Source organism: Hungatella sp. L36 (assembly GCF_014288035.1).
In genome coordinates, this window is record NZ_JACOPC010000003.1 from 213,677 (window position 1) to 238,320 (window position 24,644).

Consider the following 24,644-nt stretch of genomic DNA (forward strand, 5'->3'; position numbering starts at 1 on the left):
AAATGGGCAAAGCTAAATTTGAAAGAAACAAACCACATTGTAACATCGGTACCATTGGCCACGTTGACCATGGTAAAACAACTTTAACAGCTGCTATCACAAAGACTCTTCATGAAAGATTAGGTACCGGTGAGTCCGTAGCTTTCGAGAATATCGATAAGGCTCCGGAAGAGAGAGAGCGTGGTATCACTATTTCTACTTCTCACGTTGAGTATGAGACAGAGAAGAGACATTATGCTCACGTTGACTGCCCAGGCCATGCTGACTATGTAAAGAACATGATCACTGGTGCTGCTCAGATGGACGGCGCTATCCTTGTTGTTGCTGCTACTGATGGTGTTATGGCTCAGACAAGAGAGCACATCCTGCTTTCTCGTCAGGTAGGCGTTCCTTACATCGTAGTATTCATGAACAAGTGCGATATGGTTGACGACGAAGAATTACTTGAATTAGTAGACATGGAAATTCGTGAACTGTTAAATGAATATGAATTCCCGGGCGATGATACACCAATCATCCAGGGTTCCGCTTTAAAGGCTCTTGAGGATCCGTCCAGCGAGTGGGGCGACAAGGTTCTTGAATTAATGAAGGCTGTTGACGAGTGGGTTCCAGATCCAGTTCGTGAAACAGACAAGCCTTTCTTAATGCCAGTAGAGGACGTTTTCTCCATCACAGGCCGTGGTACTGTTGCTACAGGTAGAGTAGAGCGTGGTACATTACACGTATCTGACGAAGTTGAAATCGTTGGTATCCATGAAGAGACCCGTAAGGTAGTTGTTACAGGTATCGAGATGTTCCGTAAGCTGTTAGACGAGGCTCAGGCTGGTGATAACATCGGTGCATTACTTCGTGGTGTTCAGAGAACTGAAATCGAAAGAGGACAGTGTCTTGTTAAACCAGGTTCTGTAAAGTGCCACAAGAAATTTACAGCTCAGGTTTACGTTTTAACAAAAGATGAAGGTGGACGTCATACTCCTTTCTTCAACAACTACAGACCTCAGTTCTACTTCAGAACAACTGACGTAACTGGCGTATGTGATCTTCCAGAAGGCGTAGAAATGTGTATGCCTGGCGATAACGTAGAGATGACTGTAGAACTGATTCATCCAGTAGCTATGGAGCAGGGTCTTCGTTTCGCTATCCGTGAAGGCGGCAGAACCGTTGGATCAGGAAAAGTTGCTACAATCATTGAGTAATCATGCGTAAGCAATGAGCAGTGCAAATAATGCGCAAGCATTGAGCAGTGCAAAAATAAATGTGAAAGTGCCCAGAGGAGAGCTTGCTCTTCGCTGGGCACTTTTGCATTTATTTTTATAGGGCGAAAGCCCGGAGCTTCTTGTCCGCCGAATTTGCGGGCAAGAAGATGCACTGCGGAGTAGCGGGAGGCCAATGGAGAGCTTGCTCTTCGCCGGGCACTTTTGCATTTATTTTTATAGGGCGAAAGCCCGGAACAGGAGAAACACTATGAAAATATTCATCAGCGCAGACATCGAAGGCTGCGCCGGACTAAGTTTCACCGATGAGACTCATAAAAACGAGTCTGTTTACCAGAGGTATGCAGAGGAGATGACAAACGAAGTCGTCGCAGTCTGCGAGGCGGCTCATGCCGCCGGAGCGACCGCTATTGTCGTAAAGGATGGCCATGGCGACGCCTCCAACATCAACCCTCTCGCGATGCCGGAATACGTAACGCTGATCCGGGGGAAGAGCGGACATCCGTATAACATGATGTTTGGCCTAGACGAGACCTTTGACGGAGTATTTTTTCTTGGGTACCATGCGGCCGCCGGCAATCCGGAGTTTGCCATCAGCCACACCTCCACAGGAAACAGCCAGTACATTCGCCTCAATGGCCGCTATATGAGCGAGTTTATGCTCAATACCTACACCGCTTCCTCCCTCGGAATACCAGTTCTTTTTCTCTCTGGTGACGAAGCCGTCTGCCGGGATGCCAGAGAACTGGCACCGCAGATTTCGACTGCCGAGATCAAGCGCGGCGTGGGCGGTGCCACCTTCTGCGTTCCGCAGAAGCTCGTTATAGAACGTCTCTGTGAGGCTGCCAAAACCGCTGTAGAAAACAGGAGAAAATCACCAGCCCCTATTGTGGATTTACCGGAAGAGTTTATTTACGAAGTGACCTACAAGGACTGGAAGAAAGCGTATCAGATGTCTTTCTATCCAGGTATGGAGCAGGTAGACCGTTTTACAAACCGTCTAAGAGCAAAATGCTGGATGGAGGTTGTTACCGCCCACAGTTTTGTCGTTTATTAGCCATAATATCCACAAAGCAGCGTTCGATGGAGGGGCTCCTGAAGTTCCAGATGGTACCAATATTGTAAGTAAATTTAGAATTCCGTAATAAAAACTTTATTGCAAATGGTATGGCAATTGGGTATCATGGTAGAGTACATAAAGTTAGACATCACGGAGGGAAACAGGAATGGATAGTAAGATGATAAGAAAAGGAGCGGCAGGCATTCTGGCTACAGTGTTGCTGTGTTTTACCGGAGTGTTTGCTTCATTCGCCAGCGCGGACACTGAGACCGCTGAAAACGCTGAGACACAGGGGCCCAAGGTGGAATCATCGATCACCTCCTGCCTGATCAATCCGGATAAGAAAAGTGTGACGGTCAAGGTCACCAGCAGCGGAGACATGACCGGTACGGACGGAGTTCTCTATCTGGTGGAACAGAAGCCGTATCAGAAGAATCTGGAAGGACGCCTTGATTACGCAGGGGCCGCTTCATTTGGAACGGAGGTAACGTATCAGTTCCCGTTGAATGAAGGTACCGCGGAGGACCGGTTATACAGCAGATTTGTGGTAGCGGTCTGGGATGGGACGAAATACATCGAGGTCAGCGATCCGCACTATATCACAAATCCGGAGGCGGTAGCTCCGAACACCGCAGCATTTAACGATCCTTTGACAAAAAAAGGGCTTAATATCGAGCTTAACATGCTGGCAGATGCATTTGATCTGGGTGTCAAACATGTGGGAACGAATATTGCCTTTCATCAGATTTTAGGTCAGGGTATTGACTACCAGTATGACGGTAAGACGTATCATTTCGACAAGCGGGTTATTGAAGATTACGACAGAACCATCAGTGCGCTTTCCGGTAAAGGTATGACGGTTACGGCTATCATCCTAAATGGCTGGAATGACGCCACGCCGGATCTGATCTATCCCGGTACGAAGAAGTCTTCAAAAGCATTTTATTACTTATTTAACGCGGCAACAGAGGCCGGTTTTGAACAGACTAAGGCTATCGCTTCATTCCTTGCAGAGCGGTACAACGGTTCGAATCCGGATCAGGGCAAGATATCCAACTGGATTATCGGTAATGAGATTAATAACCAGCAGTGGAATTACACTGGAGCCTGGGATTTAAACAGCTACGTTCAGGCGTATCAGGATGCATTCCGTGTGTTCTATACGGCAATCAAGAGCACCAGTGCAAACGACAGGGTCTATTTCTCCCTTGATTATAACTGGAATGCAGAGATCGACAACAAGTTAAAATACGGCGGAAAGAATATCATGGATACATTTAATTCTATCGCCAACGCTCAGGGGCAGATGGACTGGGGTCTGGCTTACCACCCATATCCGGCGCCTATGACGGAACCGGAATTCTGGGACGATGCGCAGACCGGATGGATTTCTAATGACTTTAATTCCCCTGTCATCAACTTCGCTAATTTAAATGTTCTTACCGATTACATGTCACAGGCTGCATTCCGTTCACCGACCGGAGATGTCCGCCATATTATCCTTACAGAAGAAGGATTTACGGCGAAGAGCCCGACAAGAGGAGACATTCCTCAGATCCAGGCGGCGGCATTTGCCTATTCTTATTACCTGGTAGACAGTAATCCATATATCGACGCCTATATCTTAAGCCGTCAGGTGGACGCACCGCTGGAGGTGCGCAGTGGATTGGCATTTGGTCTGTGGGAGTGTGATATGAATCAGGGCGATACCATTGTGGCCACGAAGCGCCGTAAGATCTGGCAGGTGTTCCGTGACATTGATAAGAAGAAGTATACGCTGGAAGCTACGGAATTTGCAAAGCCGATTATCGGCGTCAACAAGTGGTCTGATCTTATTCCGAATTTCAGATGGCGTTCCATGGAGTAGAAGAGACGAAAGTGAACGAATAAGAAGTGGAAGTGATACCCGGGAAGACTTGTGCTTCCCGGGTTATTTTAACGGTAAGGCAGGAGCAGATTATGCAGAATCAATCAGAACAGGGGGAATCAACCCTAAGAAATTGTATACAGAGAAACCAAAATCAACAGAGTCGGGAGATTAATCGGGAAACGCTGCCAAAGGGGGTAAACCGGGCAGAAATAATTTTGCAGGAAGTACGAAGCGATGAATTGATCGATCGCCTGACAGAAGTATGGAGGCGCTCCGTCAAGAAGACCCATCTTTTCCTGTCTGATCAGGAAATCGGGGAAATAGAGAAGTATGTCCCGGCCGCGCTTCTTGAAGTTCCCACTCTGGTGATTGCTATAAATGCGGAGTGTGAACCCATTGCCTTCATGGGTACAGCGGGAGAGCGTCTGGAGATGCTTTTCCTCGAACCGGAATTGCGTGGATCTGGTTTGGGCAGGCGGCTTCTTACCTATGGTATAGAAGAGCTGGGGATACGCGAATTGTGTGTAAATGAGCAGAATCCGTTGGCGAAAGGGTTTTATGAGCACATGGGATTTGAATGTTTCAAAAGGACGGAGCTGGACGAGCAGGGAAATCCATATCCGCTGTTATACATGCGTCTGACGGCTAAGACAGCAGGCGAATCAGGCAATGAGGCTATCGATCTTCTGAAGATTGAGGAGTAAGTTCAATAAAAACATGTAGTTTATAAATGGGCCTTTTGAAAGTCTCATCAAATACATTATAAAATATAGTAGAAAAAAGCATAAAAGCAACATGAAATTCAAATAAAATCGAACATAAAACCTAATGCGAAAACCACATAAAGCCCAACGCGAAACTCCCCACACCTCCCCAAACCACCCCACATAAAATCCAACCTGCCCCAACATAAAAGGACGCTCCCGCCAAATACCTGACAGGAACGTCCTTTCTATAATTGTTCTTAAAATCCAAATTTTCTCACTGAATACTGAAATCCAACATCTCCCATCACTGACTCCCCACCTAAATATTACTGGTAACTCAGTGCTGCATACGCATCCAGCATTCCGCCGCTCACCATTTTCCCGCTTAACTGGTCCATCTTTCTGCTGGAGTTCAGCAGTATGTTTTTCACGTCGGACAGTGAAATCTCGGGGCGGTAGGAGTAGAGCATGGCGGCGACTCCGGTCACCATGGGGGCGGCCATGGAAGTGCCGCTCATGAAACCGTAATTATTGCCCGGCAATGTGCTGACAATATAGGTTCCGGGGGCCGCGATATCCACGCTGGCGGCTCCGTAGTTGGAGTCACGGCTCAAGCTTCCGTCGAATAACAAGTTGGCAACGGAGATTACGTTGTCAAATGGGAATGACGCGGGATAGACCGGGTAAATGTCGGTGTCGTATCCCTTTCCGGCAATGCCGCCGTTGCCGCAGGCCACGATGAACAGCATCTTCGAATTCTGCATGGTCTGGGCCAGCGCCTCGTTATAAGCGGAGGTTCCCATGCTTAAGTTACAGATGGCGGCACCGTTGGCTTCCGCGTAGCGAATCGCCTGGATGACCGAGTCGGGCGAACCCGTTCCGTCACTGCCGCCTAATGCCTTTAAGGACATAATCTTTACGTAATTGTTGTCGGTGATGCCGGCGATTCCGTAGGAACCGCGGACCGCGGCGATGGTGCCTGCGGCGTGGGTGCCGTGGCTGTCTTCTTCGCCTACAAAGATCTGGCTGTTGCCGGAATAGAAGTTCCAGCCGTGAACATCGTCCACGTAACCGTTTCCGTCGTTGTCAATTCCATCACCAGGAATTTCTCCGGGATTCGTCCACATGGCGCCCGAAAACTCCTGATGGTTATAATCGACGCCTGTGTCGATGATGGCTACAACCACGGACCGTTTGTTTTCCGACTGGTCATAGAGATCCCAAGCCGGGCGGATATTGATATCGACACCCGTTACCGCATCGGTAACCGTGGACTCGAAGTCGCCGGGACCAAGGCCCGGAAGGCCGAAACCGCCTTTGCCGCCGGAATAGATATTGTCAGCGGCCTGGAACTTTGCTTTTATCTCGACGAGCTGAAATTCCCCGTCATTCTTTAATCCCCATTGGTAGGTGGCAAACTGGTCAGCCGGGGATAAATTGACAAGTCCTGGCCCCAATGCGAAGGTCTGCAGGGACTGGCCGCTCTGGCTGACGGACAGCATGTCTCCCTGTGCCGCCTTCCAGGAGGCCGTTCTATTACTTCCGGAATCGGAAATGGATCCGGAAGCGGAATCGGAAGTGGATGCAAAAGTCCATGGGATCACTGCAGACACGGCGATGGCAAGGGCTAAAGAAAGACTGACTGCGCGCGTTCTTTTCTTCATTCTGATGATTCTCCTTATGCGAGGAACATTTTTCTTTAGTATACCATAATCCCGGAGCAAAGGCGTGGAAAAATATGTGAAAATTCCCTTAATATTTTCTCAGCAGGCTGTGAACTGTAACCTCACCAGACCGGCCAGTGCGGTGGCAAGCGCCTCGTGGCCCTCTTTTGTAAGGTGCATATAATCGATTTTATTGTTTTCTTTTACGACGGTATTGGCGTCGAAATAGTGGCAGCCCATCAACTCTGCGATTTTTCTGTATTCTTCGGCGAGACCTTCTGATTTTTCCGCACAGCCGCGGCCCATCGTAGCACCTACCGCTGTGGCCTCGTACTCTTTTTCGATGTTCTTGGGAGCGACCACAAGGATATTGGGCTTCTTATCCCGCCAGCAGTCGGTGGTGGCGATGGCCTTTGCGATGAGACGCTTGAGGCCCAGCGCAATGCAGGCGGCGGATGCGCCGAAACGTTCCTTGGTATCATTGGTTCCCAGCATGATGATCAGCAAATCTACGGGTTCGTGGCTCATGAGGCATGGGTAAATATAATCCAGCCCGGACAAGCCCTCGTGGATCGGATCGTTAAAACAGGTGGTCCGGCCAGACAGGCCTTCCTCGAGAACGAGATAATCTTCTCCCAGCTTCTGTTCCAGGAGACGCGGCCAGCGCTCATTTTCATCAAAACGGCCGTCGTTCGCAGCACAGTACCCGTGGGTATTGGAATCTCCGTAGCATACAATGTGTTTTTTCATGATGTCCTCCTCCTAAATAGTTAAATACTCCGCCGCAGCTGCCAAATACTTATGCAGGCATGGCATCCGGCTCGCTGCCTTCGGAAATAAAAAGAGAGGATGCAGCCTGCAAGCAGGTACATCCTCTCAGACTGATTTTTAAAGTCTTTATAAATCTTTCGTATCCTCGACTGCTTTCCTGATATCGTGGTAGAGCTCTACCAGCTTCGGATCATCCAGTGCAACCGGAAGGAATGGAAGTCTTGGATCGCCCATCGGACAGCCGTCCAAGGAGATGATTCCCTTTACTGCGCCGTGCATGGACGGGAAGGAGCAGAGACGGTAAATGAGCGGGGTAACCAGATTCTGCACTTCTCTGGCCTTTTCCCATTCGCCGCGGTTAACCAGTTCGTCCATCTTTAAGTATAACTCAGGCATGGCACCGTATGTACCGCCGATACCGGCATCAGCGCCCATCAGGCGTCCTGCGATGAACTGCTCGTCCGGTCCGTTGAATACGATGAAATCCTTGCCGCCGGCCAGCTTAAAGCGCAGGATATCCTGTGCCGGGTCGGAGGAGCATTTTACGCCGGCAACGCGCTCGTTTTCCAGCATACGGCCGAACAGCCCCATGGACAGATTGAATCCGGTCAGCTGCGGGATATTATAAATGAAGAAAGGAAGATCGGCAGCCTCGGTAATTTTTGTCCAGTGCTGGTATACACTTTCCTCACCCATGTGGTAATATACACAGGGAACTGCGGATGTAGCATCGGCGCCTACAGCCTCCGCATGCTTGGCGAGTTCGGCGGAATGTCTCGTATCAGGACAGCCTACATGGACGATGATATTCATGCGTCCTGCCGCTTCCTTTACAACAGTCTCCGTCACGGCCTTTCTTTCTTCCGTATCCAGAAGGAAGCCTTCGCCCGTACTGCCGCAGACATACATCTGCTTAATACCTTTGTTACAGAAATAGTTTACAACGGCCTTTGTCGCCTCTAAATCAACATCGCCGTTTTTGTCGAACGGAGTGTTGAGCGCAACAGTAACGTTTTTGAATTTGTTGACATCATACTTGGACATAATACATACCTGCCTTTTCAATTATTATAATAATTCAACAGTATCTGTGTGTATCATATCATCATTACTGGCAGAAATCAATAAAAATAAAAACTTTTTTTTATTTAATGTTTGTATTGAAAATATTTTTTATACGTGCTATGATTAAAACAGTTAAAAATCCCAAAAATCAGTAAAAAATACAAGAGGGGGTATCTAATATGGATTATTCAGTACTGGAACGGGTCAGAGGTGGTCTGATCGTATCCTGCCAGGCATTAAAGGAAGAACCGCTGTACAGTTCTTACATTATGTCCAGAATGGCATATGCGGCCAAAGAGGGCGGCGCGGTCGGCATCAGAGCTAACACGGTCGCAGATATTGTGGAAATTAAGAAAACGGTAGATCTTCCGGTAATCGGCATTATTAAGGAAGTTTACGGGGACTGTGACGTATATATCACACCGACCATGAAGGAAGTCGATGCGCTTGTGGAGTGCGGCGTGGATATTATTGCCACGGACTGCACCAACCGCATCAGACCGGATGGAAAGACTCTGGACGAGTTCTTCGCAGAAGTACGCGCCAAATATCCGGATCAGCTTTTTATGGCAGACTGTTCCTGTTATGAAGAAGGTCTTCATGCCGCACAGATCGGACTTGATCTGGTTGGCACAACGATGAACGGCTATACGGATTATACAAAGGGAGCTAAGCTTCCTGATTTTGATTTGATGAAGCATCTCGTTGAGACCTGCGGCAAGCCGGTTATCGCGGAAGGCGGAATCTGGACGCCGGAGCAGTTAAAGGCGGCTCTTGATACCGGTGTGCTGGCGGCAGTTGTAGGTACCGCGATCACGAGACCGAGGGATATCACAAGACATTTTGTGGCTGCGATACAGTAAAGAATAGTTAGGTATGACGGACAAAGAGGCCAGAAAAGTTAGTTTCTTTGTCCTTTTTCTATCAGGAGGAGATTGTTATGAGGATTGCGGCACTGGATATCGGGGGCACCTCCATCAAGTCTGGAATCTGGAACGGACAGGACATTGTGGGGGTGAAGGAGCATGCCACCAATGCCAGGAACGGCGGAAGGTATGTGATGGAGCGGGCTGTGGAGATTCTCCGTCAGTACGATGACTTTGAGGCCATCGGGATCAGCACTGCCGGCCAGGTGAATTCTGCGGATGGCTATATCCGCTACGCCAATGAAAACATACCCGGTTATACGGGGATGAAGGTGCGGGAGATCATGGAACGCGAGTTTCATGTGCCTGTCGCTGTAGAGAATGACGTCAACGCGGCAGCCATCGGAGAAGGCCAGTTTGGAGCGGGAAGAGACTTTCAGGATTTTCTCTGTATCACCTACGGGACCGGAGTCGGCGGCGCCATTGTCATGAATAAGGGAATCTATACGGGAAGTGCCTGCTCGGCGGGAGAGTTCGGCGGTATTATGATCCATCCGGAGGACAGTGTGTACGGGGAACCTTTCTGCGGATGCTACGAGAAATACGCTTCCACTACAGCGCTGGTGCGGAGGGCTATGGCCTACAACCGGGACCTGGACAATGGAAGAAAGATATTTGCCAGACTGGACGATCCGAAGGTGAGAGACATTGTGAACAGCTGGATCGATGAGATCGTGTACGGGCTGATTTCTGTTATTCATATTTTTAACCCATCCTGTATCGTCTTAGGGGGCGGTGTCATGGCGCAGCCCTATATTCTGAAAGAGGTGAAGCAGAAGGCTTCTGCGAGAATCATGAGCAGCTTCCGCAATGTGGAACTGCGCCAGGCGGAACTGGGCAACCGTGCCGGATTGATGGGCGCGGCGTATCTGGCCGGTGCACTCTTAGAACAGAACGGCCGGACTGAAGTGCAATAAGCAGAACTGATGCAGGCCAAAGTGAAATAAGCATAATTGTTTTGAGAACAAATGAAATACTACAATACTGTATACAATATCACGAAGGAATCTTTTGGATATTTGTAAACCGGATAAAAAATACATAAAATAAAAAATGGAAAAAATTTTTTTCTATTCAATGTTGACAAAATAAATTTTCGGTAATATAATGTGTTTATCAACAACAAGGGCGTGACGGATGAAGGACAAATGATCCATTGCGCCTTTTTATTTTAAAAAAGGAGGAAGTATTGCATGAAATTGAAAAAAATCTTTTCTTTAGGACTGGCTGCGGCAATGACGGCATCTTTGCTGGCAGGCTGTGGATCCGGTAACCCGGCGAGTTCCACTACAGCTGCCACCGCGGGGGGACAGGCAGATACGACAGCCGCACCGGCAGAGCCGGCAGCAGCGGGGGAATCGGGTGTTCTCTACAGTAACGGCGGCCCTACTGAGTTCTTCGAGACACCGTGGCTCAATCCTGGTACATACACATATAACAAAACCCTGTACGCACATCTGATCTTTGCCGATGAGAACCTGGCGCCGGTAACCGGTGAAGGCGATCTGGCTAAATCTTACGAGATGTCCGACGATGGAATGACACTGACCTTTGAGTTAAGAGATAATATTTTCTGGCACGACGGCGAAGCGATTACAGCAGACGATATTCAGTGGAGTATCGAGTATGCGCTTAAGACAACGGTGTTAAACTCCGTATTCCGTTCCACATTTGAAGCATTAAAGGGTGCGGCAGCTTATGAAGACGGCAGCGCCGAGCACATCGAAGGAATTGCCGTAGATGGCAGCAAGATTACACTGACCTTTGAGAAAGTCGCACCGGATGCACTGCTGACATTTACGCAGTTTGCTCCTCTGCCTAAGAAGTATTTGGCGGATACAGATCCGATCTCCTTACAGCAGGCCAAGTATTTCCAGAGCCCGGTTGGTTCCGGCCCATTCATGGTAGATGAAGTTCAGATGAACAACTACACCACATTGAAGCCGTTTGACAAGTACTATGGCGGAACCGCGAACTTCACTATTCACTTAAATCCGAGTGCAGGCGACAGCGATGCGAACTTCGTAACGAATGCGAAGGCAGGCAAGCTGGATTACGCTTACACCAAGAACATTGCCGATGTCAAGGCGCTGGAGGGAACACCTGGACTTACCATCGACACCGTAAATGTGCGTTATACCCGTCTCCTGTATTTAAACAAGTTTGACAAAAAGGACGGCAAGAAGGCGCCTCTGGCAGACGAGAAAGTACGCCAGGCCATCGCTTACGCACTTGACATGAAATCCATCTTAGACGGCGTTTTCGAGGGCGCAGCACTTCCTGCAAACAGCCTGACACCAGACGGAGCGGACAAGGCAGACGGACTGAACAATTACGACTACAATCCGGAAAAAGCAAAAGAACTGTTAAAGGAAGCAAACTGGGATCCGAATACAGAGCTTGATGTTGTTTATTACTATACGGATCAGATGACACAGGATCTTATGGCTATCATTCAGCAGTACCTTGCAGAAGTAGGCATTAAGATGAACGCAAGACTGGTAGAAGGCGATCTGGCAACCATTCTCTGGAAAGCTCCGGAAGATCCGGTCAACGGACCGAGCGCAGTAGACTGGGATATGTGCTACGCAGCCAATGCAGCGTTATCCTTACATGAGTACTATGACAGATATCAGACCGGTTATTCCATCAACTCTCATACACCGAGCGATCCGAAGTTAGACGAACTCATCGCAGCCACCAACGCTTCCGTAGATGCAGAGGTACAGAGAAAGGCATTCTTCGAATTACAGAAGTACGAGAATGAGACATTATTCGAGCTTCCGCTTTACTATCAGCCAATCTTCCTGCTTCAGAGCGACAAGATTGTAAAGGGTGCAAAGCTTGGCAACCCGCAGTTTAACTATAACTGGGATATTCAAAACTGGGAAATCAAGTAACACTTAGGAGGTGCTGTTAAGGGATTGTATATTATGTACAGTCCCTTAACTTTTAAGAAAGGTGATAAAATGGCAAAATACACAATTAAAAAAATTCTTGGTATGATTCCCATGCTGTTGATCATTACGTTTATCATTTACTGGCTTCTGGATTTGACACCAGGCGATCCCGTTTCGTACCTGATGGACCCGGAGGCGCTTGCGAGGCTGACCGCCGAGCAGGTAGCGGCGCTGCGCGCACAGTATGGACTTGATGATCCTTTTTTTGTCCGCTATTTTAAATGGCTGGGCCGCCTGCTGACCGGAGACTTTGGCTACAGTTCTTCCAGCGGTGTGCCTGTAATCCAGATTATGGCGGAACGGCTTCCGGCCACTCTTGAACTGGCCGTGGCGGCACTCTGCATCTCCACCGTATTAGGAAGTGTTCTCGGTGTTCTCGGCGCAATCTACAAGGGAACCATCGGCGACAACGTTCTGACCGTAGCCGGTATGATCGGCGTATCCATCCCTCAGTTCTTCTTCGGTGTCTGTGCAATCTTAATCTTCGCATTAAATTTAGGATGGCTGCCGGTTGGCGGCCGGACGGATCCGACCGTGGTCAATTTTGCAGGGCGAATCAAGTATCTCGTCATGCCGGCTCTCGTTCTGGGAATCTCCATGACGGCAGGTGTCATGCGTTACGCCCGAAGCAGCATGCTGGATACCATGAACAAGGACTACATAAAGACGGCCCGCAGCAAAGGGCTCTCTGAATTCAGAGTGAATTTAGTACACGGCTTCCGTGTATCGCTGACTCCTGTTATCGTCCTGGTGGGCTTCCGCCTTCCGACCCTGATCGCAGGTTCCGTAGTTATCGAGACCGTATTCCAGTGGCCTGGAATCGGAAGTGCATTCAATACGGCGGTTCGTTCGCAGAACTACAATCTGGTCATGATGCTGGCGCTGTTATTCGTCTTCATGACACTGTTTGCCAGTACGCTGGTCGACATCCTGACTGCCGCGTTAGACCCGCGTATTAAGCTGGAACGATAGGAGGGACGGAAGATGAGTATAAAATCAAAACAGCTGCATTTAAACCGGAAGTTTGACCAGATCCGACAGATGGAGGAATCCGGAGAACTGAAGAACAAGAAGTCCGGCAACCGGGCGCTACGAAAGCTTTTGAACAACCGTCTTGCCATCGTGGGCGGCGTAATTTTCCTGATCATTCTTCTGGCCTGTATCTTCGCACCGCTTTTAACCGGCTATTCGCCGAAGGCCGTGGATATGAAATCTATTCTGAAGCCGCCGTCAGGCGAGCACTGGTTTGGGACGGATAAGATCGGCCGGGATGTATTTGCGCGAGTCCTGTACGGCGGCCGCATGTCCATCGCGATCGGATTCGGAAGCGCCCTGGGCTGTGCATTTATCGGCGTACTCTTAGGATGCTACAGCGGATACCGCGGCGGCTGGTTCGACAGCCTTATGGTCCGGATCTCCGAGGTGTTCATGTCCATTCCACAGCTGATTCTCGTTATGATGCTGGTTGCGATCATGGGACAGAGTGCGAAAAATATCGTGATTATCTTTATCATCTGCGGATGGGGGTCCTGTTTCCGTATGGCCAGATCCCAGGTGCTCTCCATAAGAGAAGAGGAATACGTACAGTCCTTAAAGGTGTTCGGACTCAATCCGTTTATCATCTGCTATAAGCATATTTTACCGAATGCGTTAAGCCCGATTATTGTCAATGTTACACTGAGTACGGCCATGTTTATCCTGGAGGAGGCTTCCTTAAGCTTCTTAGGCCTGGGCGTTCCGCTGGAGGTCCCGACCTGGGGCAATATTTTAAATGCGGCTCAGGATATGTTCACTCTTCAGAATAACTGGTGGATGTGGCTCCCAACCGGTATTGTGGTTTCCTTATTCGTCATGAGCATCAACTTCATGGGCGACGGCATCAGAGATACCACAGATCCGACACAGCAGGGCTAGGAGGCAGGATATGAGCGATAATGCAGTAATTTCCGTTAAAAATTTAAAGACGTATTTCTATACAAATGAGCGCTGCAACAGGGCGATCAACGGCGTTTCCATGGATATTAAAAGCGGCAAGACACTCTGTATCGTAGGAGAGTCGGGCTGCGGCAAGAGCGTGACGGCTACTTCCATCATGCAGCTGCTTCCCAAGCTTTCCAGGATTGAGGAAGGGGAAATCATCTATCACAGCGGAGACAAGCGCGGTGATATTAAGATCCACGAACTGGAAAGAAACGGAAAAGAGATGAGGGATATCCGCGGCAAGGATATCGCCATGATTTTCCAGGATCCCATGACGGCGCTGAACCCGGTCTACACGATCGGATGGCAGATTGAGGAGATGATCCGTTCCCATAACAAGAACGTATCCAAGAAGGAGGCCAGGGAAACAGCCTTAAAGCTTCTGACCGACATGGGAATCCCCAATCCTCAGAAGAGAATCGACCAGTATCCCCACGAATTCTCCGGCGGTATGAGACAGCGTGCCATGATCGCCATGGCCATGAGCTGTAATCCGAAGGTCCTGATCGCCGATGAACCGACTACGGCTCTCGATGTGACCATACAGGCCCAGATTTTCGAACTGATGGATCATTTAAAGAAGAATTACAACACGGCTATCATGCTGATTACCCACGACATGGGAGTTGTCTGCGAGCTGGCCGACGATGTCGCCGTCATGTACATGGGCAATATCATCGAAAGCGGCTCTGCGGAGGAGGTGCTGGATCACCCCACGCATCCGTACACGAGAGCGCTGTTAAAGTCCATCCCTGTTCTGGGAAGGGGCGCCGAACAGGACATCAACCCGATCAAGGGTTCCACGCCGGATCCGTACAACAGGCCGCCCGGATGCCAGTTCGCGCCGCGGTGCGACTACGCCTGCCCGGAATGCGACAAATGCATGCCTGAAGAGGTACAGCTTGGCGGAACTCACATGGTACGATGTGCACGGTATCAGGAGGTGACAAACGATGGCAGATAAGAATCATGATAAGAATAAAGAAGCGCTGCTTACAATCAAAGGCTTAAAAACGTATTTTCCGGTCAAGGGCGGCTTTATGGGAAAGACTCAGAGCTACGTCCAGGCCGTCAACGATATTGATTTGACCATCTATAAAGGGGAGACCCTGGGGCTGGTAGGAGAGTCCGGATGCGGAAAGACGACGCTGGGCAAAACCATCCTTCAGCTCTATAAGCCGACCGAAGGAGAGATGGTCTACGAATTTGAGAACGGCCCCCGCAATCTGGAGAAGCTGACCAGTAAGGAGATGGATGAGGCCAGAAAGAAGATTCAGATCGTTTTTCAGGATCCTCAGTCTTCCTTAAACCCGTCCTTTACGATCTACCAGTCCCTGTCAGACCCGCTGAAGAAATTCGGCATCAAGACGAAAGAGGAGAGAAGGAAGATCATCGGCGATCTGCTGGAAGCCGTAAATATGCGGCGGGAATACATGGACCGTTATCCCCATGAGTTCTCCGGCGGCCAGAGACAGCGTATCGGCATCGCCAGGGCGCTGTGCATCAACCCTGAGCTTGTGATCTGTGACGAGGCGGTCAGCGCGCTCGACGTATCCATACAGGCTCAGGTATTAAACCTGTTAAAGAAACTGAAGGAAGAGCGCAATCTGACCTATATCTTCATCACCCACGATTTGAGCGTGGTGGAGTATATCAGCGACAGAATCGCAGTCATGTATCTTGGCAGAATCGTGGAGCTGGCTGAGGCGGATGAGCTGTACCGCAATACCGTTCATCCATACACCCAGGCCCTTCTCTCCGCGATTCCGGTTGCGGATATTCATCATAAGAAAAAGAGGATCATTCTGGAGGGTGATGTGCCTTCCCCGATGAATCCGCCCAGCGGCTGCCATTTCCACGGAAGGTGCAGCCAGTGTCAGGAAATCTGTAAGAACCAGAGGCCGGAACTTAAGAAATATGACATTGACGGGCGTGAACACTACGTCGCCTGCCATTTTGCAGAGGAAAATATCAAACATGCGGCTGAAAAACGAAATAAAATGTGATGTGCTTGTCATGGGGGCCGGGATCGCGGGCATTATGGCTGCGATCTCAGCCGCCGAAGCGGGGGCAGATGTCTGTATCGTAAGCGGTACGTGCATCTGCTCCGGCTCCAGTTTTTATCCGGGGACATGGGGCCTGGGGCTCGTGGGACCCGAAAGTGAAGCGGATGAGGAAGACCTAAAGTCCGTGATTTTAAAGGTCGGTGAAGGCATGGCAGACCCGGAGCTGGTCTCCGTCCTGGTCAGCCATATCCGCAGGGGGACGGACCGGTTAAAGGCATTTGGAATCCAGCTGAAGGAAGCTGAAAACAAAGGGGAGAAGGAGTTCATCCCCTGTTTTGATTATAAGAACAGAGACTGGCACGGGATTGTAAAAGACAGCGCCCGGGAGGTGTTCCTGGCCCGGTTAGAGGAACTGGGGGTCAGATGCTTTCCGTCCACCCGGATCTTACAGTTTATCATGACGGACGGACGGGTAAGCGGCGCGGCGGCCTTGACGGAGAAAGGCGGACTGACCGCGTTTTCCTGCAAAAGTCTGGTTGTGGCTTCCGGAGGCCTGGGCGGACTGTTCCAGTACCGTCTGAACACGGATGACGTCACCGGATGCGGCCAGTATCTGGCGCTCCGTGCCGGTGCGAAGCTGGTAAATATCGAGTTTATGCAGATGATGCCAGGGTATCTGTCTCCGGCACCGAAGACGATCTATAACGAAAAGGTGTTCAAATACAGCAATTTCTGCCGCCAGGAGACGGGGCGTTCCATCTTTGAGGACTGGCGGAAGGCGGATTTGGAAGAGCGGATGGAGGTGCGTTCCACCCACGGTCCGTTTACCACCAGACTTCCGTCCGCGCCGGTAGATATCAGGCTGTTCACGGAATTTTTGAGGAATCCCAGGGGTGTCACGGTGACGTACCGGGAATCCTTAAGGGAGAATCAGCCGGAATTCATCAGGACCTACTTTGAATGGCTGAAAGAAGAGAAGCATTTGACGATCGACGATCCCATCCAGCTGGGGATTTTTGCCCACGCGTCCAACGGGGGAATCAGGATCGGACCGGACGGAAGCACGGGAGTTCCCGGCCTGTATGCCTGCGGGGAGGCGACGGGAGGAATGCATGGGGCGGACCGGCTGGGCGGCTTATCGACGGCTAATGGCCTGGTGTTCGGAGAGATCGCGGGGAAAGCCGCGGCCGGCTGGAGCAGCAGCATCTCCGGACCGGAGGAGGAATGGGCGGAGGTACTGCTCTCTGTCATTCCCAATGCCGCTTCCTATTTAAAACAGATTCAGGAAATGAATTTCGAATGCGCCATGGTGATTCGCAATGGCGCGCGGGCGGAGCTTGCATTAAACCGATTGGAACGGATCAAGGAGCTGTGCAGATGTGAAGCGGGATACCTGGAAACGGGAGACGGCACGGCGGGACTTGCGGTATCCTGCCGTCTTACCGCGGCGCTGTATTTATCTGAGTGTCTGATGAAGGCGATTCTGCTGCGAAAGGAAAGCCGTGGTTCCCATTATCGCTGGGATTACCCGGAGAAAAAAGAAAATCTCTCCAAAAGGATTTTATCGGTGTGGGATGATGGGGTGAAAACCGGCTGGGAATAATTTGTCAGTTAAAAAGAAAATTTTAAATTATATAATAAAAAATCTTTTTTTTATTAATTGACAAACGACTGTTCCCTGGTATATTCTAATAGCAGAGGCGGCGTAGGCGCGACGGAAACGGCATGAAGCGGTGCCGTTTCCGGCGTGCCTTTTCTTATTACGGTGATCCGTGCATCATGCATGGGCATCGTTGCAGGATTGCCGTTGGAAACATAAAGGGGGATTAAACATGCAAGGAGACTTTTTAACAAAAATCAGAGCAGAGTACAATCAATTTACGAAGGCGGAAAAGAAGGTGGCCGATTATATCCTGCAGAATCCGAGAGAAGTGCTTTTTATGTCGATTACGGATCTGGCAGAGGTATGTGAGGTTGGAGATACGAGTGTATTCCGCTTTTGTAAGACCATGAATTTGAAGGGATATCAGGAGTTTAAGATGATGCTGTCCTTAAGCCTTCACGATGGGAAATCGGGGCTTGGTCAGCTGGATGGCGACATCAGCCAGGAGGACAGCTTCTCGGAGATGGCTCAGAAGGTGCTGAACACGAATGTAAACGCGCTGAAGGAGACATTTTCACTGCTGAATGAGGAGAACTTCGATAAGGTGATCAGACACCTTCATGATGCGGACAGGATCTGCTTCTATGGAGTGGGTGCCAGTATGCTTACGGCCATGAAGGCGGCCAACAAGTTTCTGCGCATCGAGCCGAAGGTGTACTGTGTCCAGGATTCTCATATGCAGGCCATGGTAGCGTCCATGATGAGAGCGAATGAGGTGGCGGTGGTCTTTTCCTATTCCGGAGCCACAAAGGACACCATCCATGTGGCGGAACTGGCCAAGCGTGCCGGGGCGACAGTGATCTGCGTGACCAGATTCGTCAAATCGCCGCTGACATCATTTTCCGATGTGACGCTGCTGTGCGGAGCCAATGAAGGACCGCTTCAGGGAGGTTCTACTTCGGCGGAGATCAGCCAGCTGTTCCTGATTGATTTAATGTATACAGAATACTACCGTCGATATTTCGAAAAATGCAGCAAAAATAACGAAAAGACTTCTTCGTCGGTCATTGAAAAACTTTACTGACCAAAGATTATTCCTAAAAAAAAGAAAAAAAGAAAAATTTTTTTATTTCAGATTGACAAAAAGAAAATTCCGATATATAATAAATTCATAAACGAGAAAGGCGCTTAATTGCAAAAAGTATACAGATTGACCAAATGCCTTTGGCGTTAAATTGACTTATTATAAGGAGGAGTAGTAATGAAGAAAATTTTATCTCTTGGTTTGGCAACGGCTATGGTAGTTGGTACGCTGGCAGGATGTGGTGGAAACAAACCGGCAGAGACAACGGCAGCTCCAGAGACGACGACAGCGGCGGCAACAGATGCAAGCAAGGCACCGGAAACAACCGCAGCAGGCGGCACCACGGATATCGTATGGTGGGCATTCCCGACATTCGGCGTAGACACTGGATACGAGCAGGAAGTCGTTGATGCATTTACTGCGAAAAATCCTGACATTAACGTCAAGGTAGAGTACATCGACTTTACGTCCGGCCCGGATAAGCTGACAGCAGCTCTGACTTCCGGTACAGCACCTGACATTCTCTTCGATGCACCAGGCCGTATCATTGAGTTTGGAGAAGCCGGCTATCTGGTTCCTTTAGATGATATGTTAGACGAACTGAAGAGCGATTTAACCAGCCAGTCTCTGATTGAAACCTGCGTAGGCGCAGACGGTACCGCCTGGATGTATCCGATTTCCTCCTCTCCATTCTATATGGGTCTGAACAAAGAGGCTCTGGAAAAGGCAGATGCACTCCAGTATGTAAACCTGGAAGGCGACCGTACATGGACGACCGAGAACTTCGTAAAGATGTGTGAAGCGCTTCGTGACGCAGCTCCCACACAGGTTCCTGGCATTGTATACTGCGGAGGACAGGGCGGCGATCAGGGTACCCGTGCTCTTGTAAATAACTTATATGGCGCTTCCATCGTCGGCGATGACGGCAAATGGAATATCAGCGAAAATGGCGTAAAAGCTCTCACTCTGTTAAAGAGCATGTATGACAGCAAGGCAATCGATGCAGGCTTTGACATGGCAGCAGCAGATGAGCTTCAGAAGTTCCAGCAGGAGACTGCAGCGATGACATTCTGCTTTGGTACTTCCAGTGAAATTACATATGCATCAGATGACTTTACACAGCTTTCCGTTCCATTCCCATCAGAGAGCGGCAAACCTTCCTTAGAATATCTGGTTAATGGCTTCGCTATCTTTGACAACAAAGATGAAGCACGCGCTGAGGCATCGAAAAAGTTCGTGAAATTTATCTGTGATGATGCAGAATGGGGTCCGAAGAGTGTTGTTAAGACCAATGCATTCCCGGTACGTACTTCCTTTGGCGATCTGTATCCTGGAGATGAGCACAAAGCGATGCTGGCTTCCTGGAGCCAGTACTATGGCCCATACTACAATACACGTGCAGGCTTTGCAGCCATGCGTCCGCTGTGGTTCAATATGCTTCAGCAGGTATTCAACGGTACCGACCCACAGGCCGCTGCTGACGAGTTCAACGCGAGTGCAAACAGCAACTAATAAACACTAATTTATGAACAGTAACATTTACATGGCTTCCTTCTTCTGCCGAGTGCAGAGGGAGGAAGCCAATCTTTAGGGAGGGAGTGTAAAACAAATGGCAAATACAACTGTTTCCACACAGAAACCCGGGCGTCCAAAAAACAAAAAAGAAAAAATGCCTGCACGCAGTAAGGTGCTTCAGCGCAGAGAGACATTTGTTTCATATATGTTCCTGCTTCCGGCGCTGATTTTCTTTGTAGGCTTTGTTATTTTCCCTATGGCGTCAGGGGTTATCACCAGCTTTACCAATGCCAGTTTTTCAGATCCGAAGGGAACTGCCGTAGGATTTGCCAATTACATACGGCTTTTTCAGGATAAAATTTTCTTAAAATCGGCGGTGAATACCGTTATTATCGTGGTGGTATCGGTTCCTGTTGTAACCGCATTCTCCCTGTGGGTCGGAACAGCCATCTATAAGATGCGTTCCGGTATCCGTTCCTTTTTCCGCTGTGTATTCTATCTTCCGGTAGTTACCGGTTCCGTCGCAGTTGTTGTAGTATGGAAATGGATGTTCGATAAGTATGACGGCCTTTTTAACTATATCATCAGGAGCTTTGGCGGGCAGCCGCTTCCCTGGACTTCCGGTGAGTCCATGGCCCTGTGGTGTATTATTCTGATCCTGTTTACGACCTCCATCGGTCAGCCGATTGTTCTTTACGTAGCAGCGTTGGGCAATGTGGATGCCTCTATGGAGGAGGCTGCCAAGGTGGATGGAGCCAATAATTTCCAGGTGTTCTGGAATATTAAGTGGCCGTCTATCATGCCGACGACACTGTATGTGGCGGTTATTACCACCATCAACAGCTTCCAGTGTTTTGCACTGATCCAGCTTCTGACCTCCGGCGGTCCGAATTACAGTACCAGTACGGTTATGTACCTGCTGTATGAGATCGCATTTAAGACCACCAAGGAGTTTGGTTATGCCAACGCCATGGGTGTGGTTCTGGCAATTGTAATTGCGCTGTTCAGTGCCTTGCAGTTTAAGGTCATGAATGGTGGAACATCAGAATAGGAGGGGCGAAAGATATGGGAAATAAAAAGAAAGCAATAAGTCCGTATTATGTGATTACACTTATCCTCCTGGCGGCTATGGCCGTGTTCTTTCTCTTTCCTCTGTACTGGATTATCACCGGTTCCGTGAAGGAGAAGAGCGACATTATTATAAAGTCCGGTGAAATGGTAAAGTGGTTTCCTACAACGATTACATGGGATAACTACAGCCGGCTCTTTAAGAGCGGGACGAAGCTTTTCGGCATAGGCATGCCGATGGCAATCCGCTGGCTGTTTAACAGTGTGTTCATCTCCGTAGTGGCGATGGGACTTACCTGTATTACCTCTTCTCTGGCGGGATACGCACTGGCGAAGAAACGTTTCTGGGGCAAGAGCCTGATCTTCGGTCTGTTCGTATGTGCCATGGCACTCCCGAAGCAGGTTATTCTGATTCCTTTGATGAGACAGATGTCAGCTATGGGATTTTTGAAATCCGTATGGGGCTCCATGTTTGCAGTAATCTTCCCGGTTGTCGGATGGCCATTCGGTGTATTCATGATGAAGCAGTTCTCTGAGAATATTCCGACCTCTCTTCTGGAAGCCTGCCGGATTGACGGGGCAGGAGAGCTGACAACCTTTGTGAATGTGGCATTTCCAATCATCAAACCTGGGTTTGGTGCGCTGGCGATCTTCACATTCATTAACTCCTGGAATGAATATCCGCTGCAGTTGGTTATGCTGACTCAGAATGAATCTAAGACCATTGCTTTAGGTATTGCCAGTAAGCTGAGCGAAATGTCCAACGATTTCGGATTAATTATGGCAGGTGCGGCTCTGGCCTCCGTTCCGATTATCATTGTGTTCCTCTGCTTCCAGAGATACTTTACGCAGGGAATTACGATGGGGGCGGTAAAAGGTTAAGTGTGCCGGAAACAAGCCGTACATTTATATCGGGTGCAGCCGTACGCTGTAAAATAATTGGGTGTGGATTGAAATAAAACTTCTTCATATAATAAGGAGAGGCTGACCGGAATGAATTCGGCCGCCTCTTCTTTTTTTGCAGCAGAGTCAAACCAGACGGCAGAGCCCCGGGCTGGGAGGAAACAGTAACGGTCTGGAGGTTTGCTGTGGGGATTATACTAAATATATTGCCTGTTCTTTTCCGGGTGTGATAGAATAAAATAAGTATCAGGACGGAGAGGGAGGTGCGGTTTCCATGGCAGAGAAAACATTCAGAAATAAAATATACTGGTTTACCTTCCTGTTCAGCGTGCTGGTTATCTGGGTCCACTCCTATAATGCCGTACTGTTCCTGGGAAATACCGGGGCGGCGGCCTCCCTGGTGCGGCTGGAGCGCTTCTTCGGCGACAAAATCGCTCAGATCGCGGTTCCTGGCTTCTTTATGATTTCTTCTTATCTCTTTTTCCGCGGATATAAACCGGAGATTTTAATGCGCAAATGGAGCTCCCGGATCAGGAGCGTTCTGGTTCCGTATATCGTGTGGAACAGTCTGTACTATTTCGGCTATGTGATCGGAAGCAGGCTTCCCTATATTTCTGATGTGATCGGTAAGGGAAAGATTCCGTTTGGCCTTTTGGAAACGGTTGATGCGATTCTGAATTATACCTATAATTATGTGTTCTGGTATCTCTACCAGTTGATCCTTCTTATTCTCCTGGCTCCCCTCATCTATCTCGCAGTAAAACGGGTCTGGCCCGGAATCGTGTTTCTGGCGATCCTGCTGACAGGGGTCTATCTGGGGATCGATCTGCCGTTTCTGAACCTGGACGCGCTGTTTTACTATTCCTTTGCGGCCTTCGCGGCGGTACACAAAAAAGCGGTGGTGGAAGGAGTCTGGTCACGGAAACGCCTGATTGCGGGTCTGGTGCTTCTGGCGGCCGGCTGCATCTCCCTGCGGACGGATCTGCCTGGCAGCAGCCTGGGGGAGACTGCGTCTGTTACGGTGGTCTACCGGCTTCTGGTCCCGGTCGGCCTGTGGCTCATGGTGCCGGAGGAAAGGCTTTTCGAAGCCAGAGATTTCATGAAGAATAACTTCTTTTTATATGCGGTTCACTTTGCACTTGTCCGTCTGATCAACAAAACGGGAGCATTGCTGCTCCCGCCTGTACCAGTTCTTGCTTTTCTTCTGTTCTTTTTTATGCCTCTGTTCGCCGTTGTCATCAGCTGGCTGGCAAGCCGTCTGATCCGGCGCTTTGCGCCTGCCGTATGGAGGCTGTTAAACGGGGGTCGATGACCACCGGCCTGAGGCTCCGCACGGAAGTACAAGGCCTGTCCTGGTAACCGGAAGACCCACCTCCTCCGACTGAACGAAGCCGCCGTGTTTGCTGGCCACCTCGATGGACAGCATGTAGGTTAAGACGGCGGGAGCCAGTCCCGTGGTGTAGGAGTTGATGAGATAGAAGAGCGGATCATCCGAGAGAAGCTGGGCACAGAGCCTGACCAGCGGATGAATGGATTCCTCGATCTTCCAGATCTCCCCTTTAGGACCGCGGCCATAGGATGGCGGATCCATAATGATTCCGTCATAGTGACTCCCGCGCCGGATTTCCCGCTCCACGAACTTGACACAGTCGTCCACGATCCAGCGGATGGGCGCCGATTCAAGACCGGAGGACCTGGCATTTTCCTTGGCCCAGCCCACCATGCCCTTGGAGGCGTCCACGTGGGTGACCGAGGCGCCGGCGGCTGCGGCTGCCAGTGTGGCTCCGCCCGTGTAGGCAAACAGGTTTAAGACTCTGACTGGCCGTCCCGCCTCCCGGATCTTACTGCCGAACCAGTCCCAGTTGGCCGCCTGCTCTGGAAACAGTCCGGTGTGTTTGAAACTGAAGGGCTTCAGCTGAAATGTCAGCTCCTTATATTGAATACTCCACTGCTGAGGCAGATCGAAGAATTCCCATTCTCCGCCTCCCTTAGCGCTGCGGTGGTAATGTCCATTCCTGTGTTTCCAGCCTTTCTCCGTCTTTGGGGTAGACCAGATGACCTGCGGGTCCGGGCGAACCAGCGTGTAGTTACCCCAACGCTCCAGTTTTTCTCCCTCTGAACAGTCTATCACTTCATAATCCTTCCAACCGTCTGCAATCCACATGCCACTTATCCCTGACCTTTCTGTATTCACCGTAAAATGCGTTCTATGATTCTATGATTATACTGGATAAGGGGAAATGCGTCA

21 protein-coding genes are annotated in these 24,644 nt (G+C 49.7%); 17 read left to right on the top strand and 4 right to left on the bottom strand.

The window, feature by feature from the left end:
• The first annotated feature begins 2 nt into the window (after positions 1 to 2).
• The 4 genes from tuf to H8S80_RS09740 all read left to right on the top strand — a co-directional run bounded on the left by tuf (position 3) and on the right by H8S80_RS09740 (position 4,848).
• Positions 3 to 1,196: an elongation factor Tu gene (gene tuf, locus H8S80_RS09725; protein WP_002604729.1), complete on the top strand. Its 1,194-nt coding sequence runs from the start codon at positions 3 to 5 to the stop codon at positions 1,194 to 1,196.
• 268 nt (positions 1,197 to 1,464) lie between these two features.
• The gene (locus H8S80_RS09730; RefSeq protein WP_117630673.1) at positions 1,465 to 2,271 is read left to right on the top strand and encodes a M55 family metallopeptidase; all 807 of its coding nucleotides are present in this window, start codon (positions 1,465 to 1,467) and stop codon (positions 2,269 to 2,271) included.
• Between the two features lie 169 nt (positions 2,272 to 2,440).
• On the top strand, positions 2,441 to 4,141 hold the full coding sequence (locus H8S80_RS09735) for a DUF5722 domain-containing protein (RefSeq protein WP_002604727.1): 1,701 nt from the start codon (positions 2,441 to 2,443) through the stop codon (positions 4,139 to 4,141).
• A gap of 92 nt (positions 4,142 to 4,233) precedes the next feature.
• Complete coding sequence (locus H8S80_RS09740) at positions 4,234 to 4,848, top strand: GNAT family N-acetyltransferase (protein WP_002604726.1); 615 nt, start codon at positions 4,234 to 4,236, stop codon at positions 4,846 to 4,848.
• Between the two features lie 329 nt (positions 4,849 to 5,177).
• Here the strand turns inward: H8S80_RS09740 and H8S80_RS09745 are convergent, their stop codons facing one another.
• From H8S80_RS09745 to H8S80_RS09755, 3 genes are all read right to left on the bottom strand, one after another.
• A complete protein-coding gene (locus H8S80_RS09745) occupies positions 5,178 to 6,515 on the bottom strand; it encodes a S8 family peptidase (protein WP_002604725.1) in 1,338 nt (445 codons plus the stop codon).
• Between the two features lie 99 nt (positions 6,516 to 6,614).
• The gene (locus H8S80_RS09750; RefSeq protein WP_181987867.1) at positions 6,615 to 7,265 is read right to left on the bottom strand and encodes an SGNH/GDSL hydrolase family protein; all 651 of its coding nucleotides are present in this window, start codon (positions 7,263 to 7,265) and stop codon (positions 6,615 to 6,617) included.
• 147 nt (positions 7,266 to 7,412) lie between these two features.
• Positions 7,413 to 8,330, bottom strand: a complete 918-nt coding sequence (locus H8S80_RS09755) for a dihydrodipicolinate synthase family protein (protein WP_002604723.1) — start codon at positions 8,328 to 8,330, stop codon at positions 7,413 to 7,415.
• A 200-nt stretch (positions 8,331 to 8,530) separates the two neighbouring features.
• Here H8S80_RS09755 and H8S80_RS09760 point away from each other — a divergent pair, with 200 nt between their 5' ends.
• From H8S80_RS09760 to H8S80_RS09820, 13 genes are all read left to right on the top strand, one after another.
• Positions 8,531 to 9,214, top strand: a complete 684-nt coding sequence (locus H8S80_RS09760) for an N-acetylmannosamine-6-phosphate 2-epimerase (protein WP_002604722.1) — start codon at positions 8,531 to 8,533, stop codon at positions 9,212 to 9,214.
• 77 nt (positions 9,215 to 9,291) lie between these two features.
• Complete coding sequence (locus H8S80_RS09765; protein WP_117630675.1) at positions 9,292 to 10,194, top strand: ROK family protein; 903 nt, start codon at positions 9,292 to 9,294, stop codon at positions 10,192 to 10,194.
• A gap of 276 nt (positions 10,195 to 10,470) precedes the next feature.
• A complete protein-coding gene (locus tag H8S80_RS09770) occupies positions 10,471 to 12,177 on the top strand; it encodes an ABC transporter substrate-binding protein (protein ID WP_002604720.1) in 1,707 nt (568 codons plus the stop codon).
• Between the two features lie 69 nt (positions 12,178 to 12,246).
• On the top strand, positions 12,247 to 13,209 hold the full coding sequence (locus H8S80_RS09775) for an ABC transporter permease (RefSeq protein ID WP_025530777.1): 963 nt from the start codon (positions 12,247 to 12,249) through the stop codon (positions 13,207 to 13,209).
• A gap of 12 nt (positions 13,210 to 13,221) precedes the next feature.
• Positions 13,222 to 14,151: an ABC transporter permease gene (locus tag H8S80_RS09780; RefSeq protein WP_002604718.1), complete on the top strand. Its 930-nt coding sequence runs from the start codon at positions 13,222 to 13,224 to the stop codon at positions 14,149 to 14,151.
• A gap of 10 nt (positions 14,152 to 14,161) precedes the next feature.
• Positions 14,162 to 15,181: an ABC transporter ATP-binding protein gene (locus H8S80_RS09785; protein ID WP_002604717.1), complete on the top strand. Its 1,020-nt coding sequence runs from the start codon at positions 14,162 to 14,164 to the stop codon at positions 15,179 to 15,181.
• Positions 15,171 to 16,223, top strand: a complete 1,053-nt coding sequence (locus tag H8S80_RS09790; protein WP_029467286.1) for an ABC transporter ATP-binding protein — start codon at positions 15,171 to 15,173, stop codon at positions 16,221 to 16,223. The genes H8S80_RS09785 and H8S80_RS09790 overlap by 11 nt, the downstream gene beginning before the upstream one ends.
• Complete coding sequence (locus tag H8S80_RS09795; RefSeq protein ID WP_117630676.1) at positions 16,195 to 17,826, top strand: FAD-binding protein; 1,632 nt, start codon at positions 16,195 to 16,197, stop codon at positions 17,824 to 17,826. Before H8S80_RS09790 ends, H8S80_RS09795 begins: the two co-directional genes overlap by 29 nt.
• 229 nt (positions 17,827 to 18,055) lie before the next feature.
• Positions 18,056 to 18,910, top strand: coding sequence for a MurR/RpiR family transcriptional regulator (locus tag H8S80_RS09800; protein WP_002604714.1), 855 nt, complete (start codon positions 18,056 to 18,058; stop codon positions 18,908 to 18,910).
• Positions 18,911 to 19,087: 177 nt separating this feature from the next.
• Positions 19,088 to 20,422: an ABC transporter substrate-binding protein gene (locus tag H8S80_RS09805; RefSeq protein WP_002604713.1), complete on the top strand. Its 1,335-nt coding sequence runs from the start codon at positions 19,088 to 19,090 to the stop codon at positions 20,420 to 20,422.
• 97 nt (positions 20,423 to 20,519) lie between these two features.
• Positions 20,520 to 21,476, top strand: coding sequence for a carbohydrate ABC transporter permease (locus tag H8S80_RS09810; RefSeq protein WP_002604712.1), 957 nt, complete (start codon positions 20,520 to 20,522; stop codon positions 21,474 to 21,476).
• A gap of 14 nt (positions 21,477 to 21,490) precedes the next feature.
• Positions 21,491 to 22,375 (top strand): carbohydrate ABC transporter permease, encoded by an 885-nt coding sequence (locus H8S80_RS09815; protein WP_002604711.1) that lies wholly within the window; start codon positions 21,491 to 21,493, stop codon positions 22,373 to 22,375.
• A gap of 295 nt (positions 22,376 to 22,670) precedes the next feature.
• Positions 22,671 to 23,708, top strand: coding sequence for an acyltransferase family protein (locus tag H8S80_RS09820; RefSeq protein WP_117630677.1), 1,038 nt, complete (start codon positions 22,671 to 22,673; stop codon positions 23,706 to 23,708).
• Here the strand turns inward: H8S80_RS09820 and H8S80_RS09825 are convergent.
• A complete protein-coding gene (locus H8S80_RS09825; RefSeq protein ID WP_002604709.1) occupies positions 23,691 to 24,560 on the bottom strand; it encodes a class I SAM-dependent methyltransferase in 870 nt (289 codons plus the stop codon). The genes H8S80_RS09820 and H8S80_RS09825 overlap by 18 nt on opposite strands.
• Positions 24,561 to 24,644 lie beyond the last annotated feature (84 nt).

What these genes read in the sequence shown, in the direction of transcription:
- H8S80_RS09760 (WP_002604722.1), top strand. Translation starts at nt 8,531, where the DNA reads ATGGATTATTCAGTACTGGAACGGGTCAGAGGTGGTCTGATCGTATCC.
- H8S80_RS09775 (WP_025530777.1), top strand. Translation starts at nt 12,247, where the DNA reads ATGGCAAAATACACAATTAAAAAAATTCTTGGTATGATTCCCATGCTG.
- H8S80_RS09815 (WP_002604711.1), top strand. Translation starts at nt 21,491, where the DNA reads ATGGGAAATAAAAAGAAAGCAATAAGTCCGTATTATGTGATTACACTT.
- H8S80_RS09820 (WP_117630677.1), top strand. Translation starts at nt 22,671, where the DNA reads ATGGCAGAGAAAACATTCAGAAATAAAATATACTGGTTTACCTTCCTG.
- H8S80_RS09825 (WP_002604709.1), bottom strand. Translation starts at nt 24,560, where the DNA reads ATGTGGATTGCAGACGGTTGGAAGGATTATGAAGTGATAGACTGTTCA.
- H8S80_RS09740 (WP_002604726.1), top strand. Translation starts at nt 4,234, where the DNA reads ATGCAGAATCAATCAGAACAGGGGGAATCAACCCTAAGAAATTGTATA.
- H8S80_RS09785 (WP_002604717.1), top strand. Translation starts at nt 14,162, where the DNA reads ATGAGCGATAATGCAGTAATTTCCGTTAAAAATTTAAAGACGTATTTC.
- H8S80_RS09765 (WP_117630675.1), top strand. Translation starts at nt 9,292, where the DNA reads ATGAGGATTGCGGCACTGGATATCGGGGGCACCTCCATCAAGTCTGGA.
- H8S80_RS09800 (WP_002604714.1), top strand. Translation starts at nt 18,056, where the DNA reads ATGCAAGGAGACTTTTTAACAAAAATCAGAGCAGAGTACAATCAATTT.
- H8S80_RS09795 (WP_117630676.1), top strand. Translation starts at nt 16,195, where the DNA reads ATGCGGCTGAAAAACGAAATAAAATGTGATGTGCTTGTCATGGGGGCC.
- tuf (WP_002604729.1), top strand. Translation starts at nt 3, where the DNA reads ATGGGCAAAGCTAAATTTGAAAGAAACAAACCACATTGTAACATCGGT.
- H8S80_RS09770 (WP_002604720.1), top strand. Translation starts at nt 10,471, where the DNA reads ATGAAATTGAAAAAAATCTTTTCTTTAGGACTGGCTGCGGCAATGACG.
- H8S80_RS09790 (WP_029467286.1), top strand. Translation starts at nt 15,171, where the DNA reads ATGGCAGATAAGAATCATGATAAGAATAAAGAAGCGCTGCTTACAATC.
- H8S80_RS09745 (WP_002604725.1), bottom strand. Translation starts at nt 6,515, where the DNA reads ATGAAGAAAAGAACGCGCGCAGTCAGTCTTTCTTTAGCCCTTGCCATC.
- H8S80_RS09730 (WP_117630673.1), top strand. Translation starts at nt 1,465, where the DNA reads ATGAAAATATTCATCAGCGCAGACATCGAAGGCTGCGCCGGACTAAGT.
- H8S80_RS09810 (WP_002604712.1), top strand. Translation starts at nt 20,520, where the DNA reads ATGGCAAATACAACTGTTTCCACACAGAAACCCGGGCGTCCAAAAAAC.
- H8S80_RS09750 (WP_181987867.1), bottom strand. Translation starts at nt 7,265, where the DNA reads ATGAAAAAACACATTGTATGCTACGGAGATTCCAATACCCACGGGTAC.
- H8S80_RS09755 (WP_002604723.1), bottom strand. Translation starts at nt 8,330, where the DNA reads ATGTCCAAGTATGATGTCAACAAATTCAAAAACGTTACTGTTGCGCTC.
- H8S80_RS09780 (WP_002604718.1), top strand. Translation starts at nt 13,222, where the DNA reads ATGAGTATAAAATCAAAACAGCTGCATTTAAACCGGAAGTTTGACCAG.
- H8S80_RS09805 (WP_002604713.1), top strand. Translation starts at nt 19,088, where the DNA reads ATGAAGAAAATTTTATCTCTTGGTTTGGCAACGGCTATGGTAGTTGGT.
- H8S80_RS09735 (WP_002604727.1), top strand. Translation starts at nt 2,441, where the DNA reads ATGGATAGTAAGATGATAAGAAAAGGAGCGGCAGGCATTCTGGCTACA.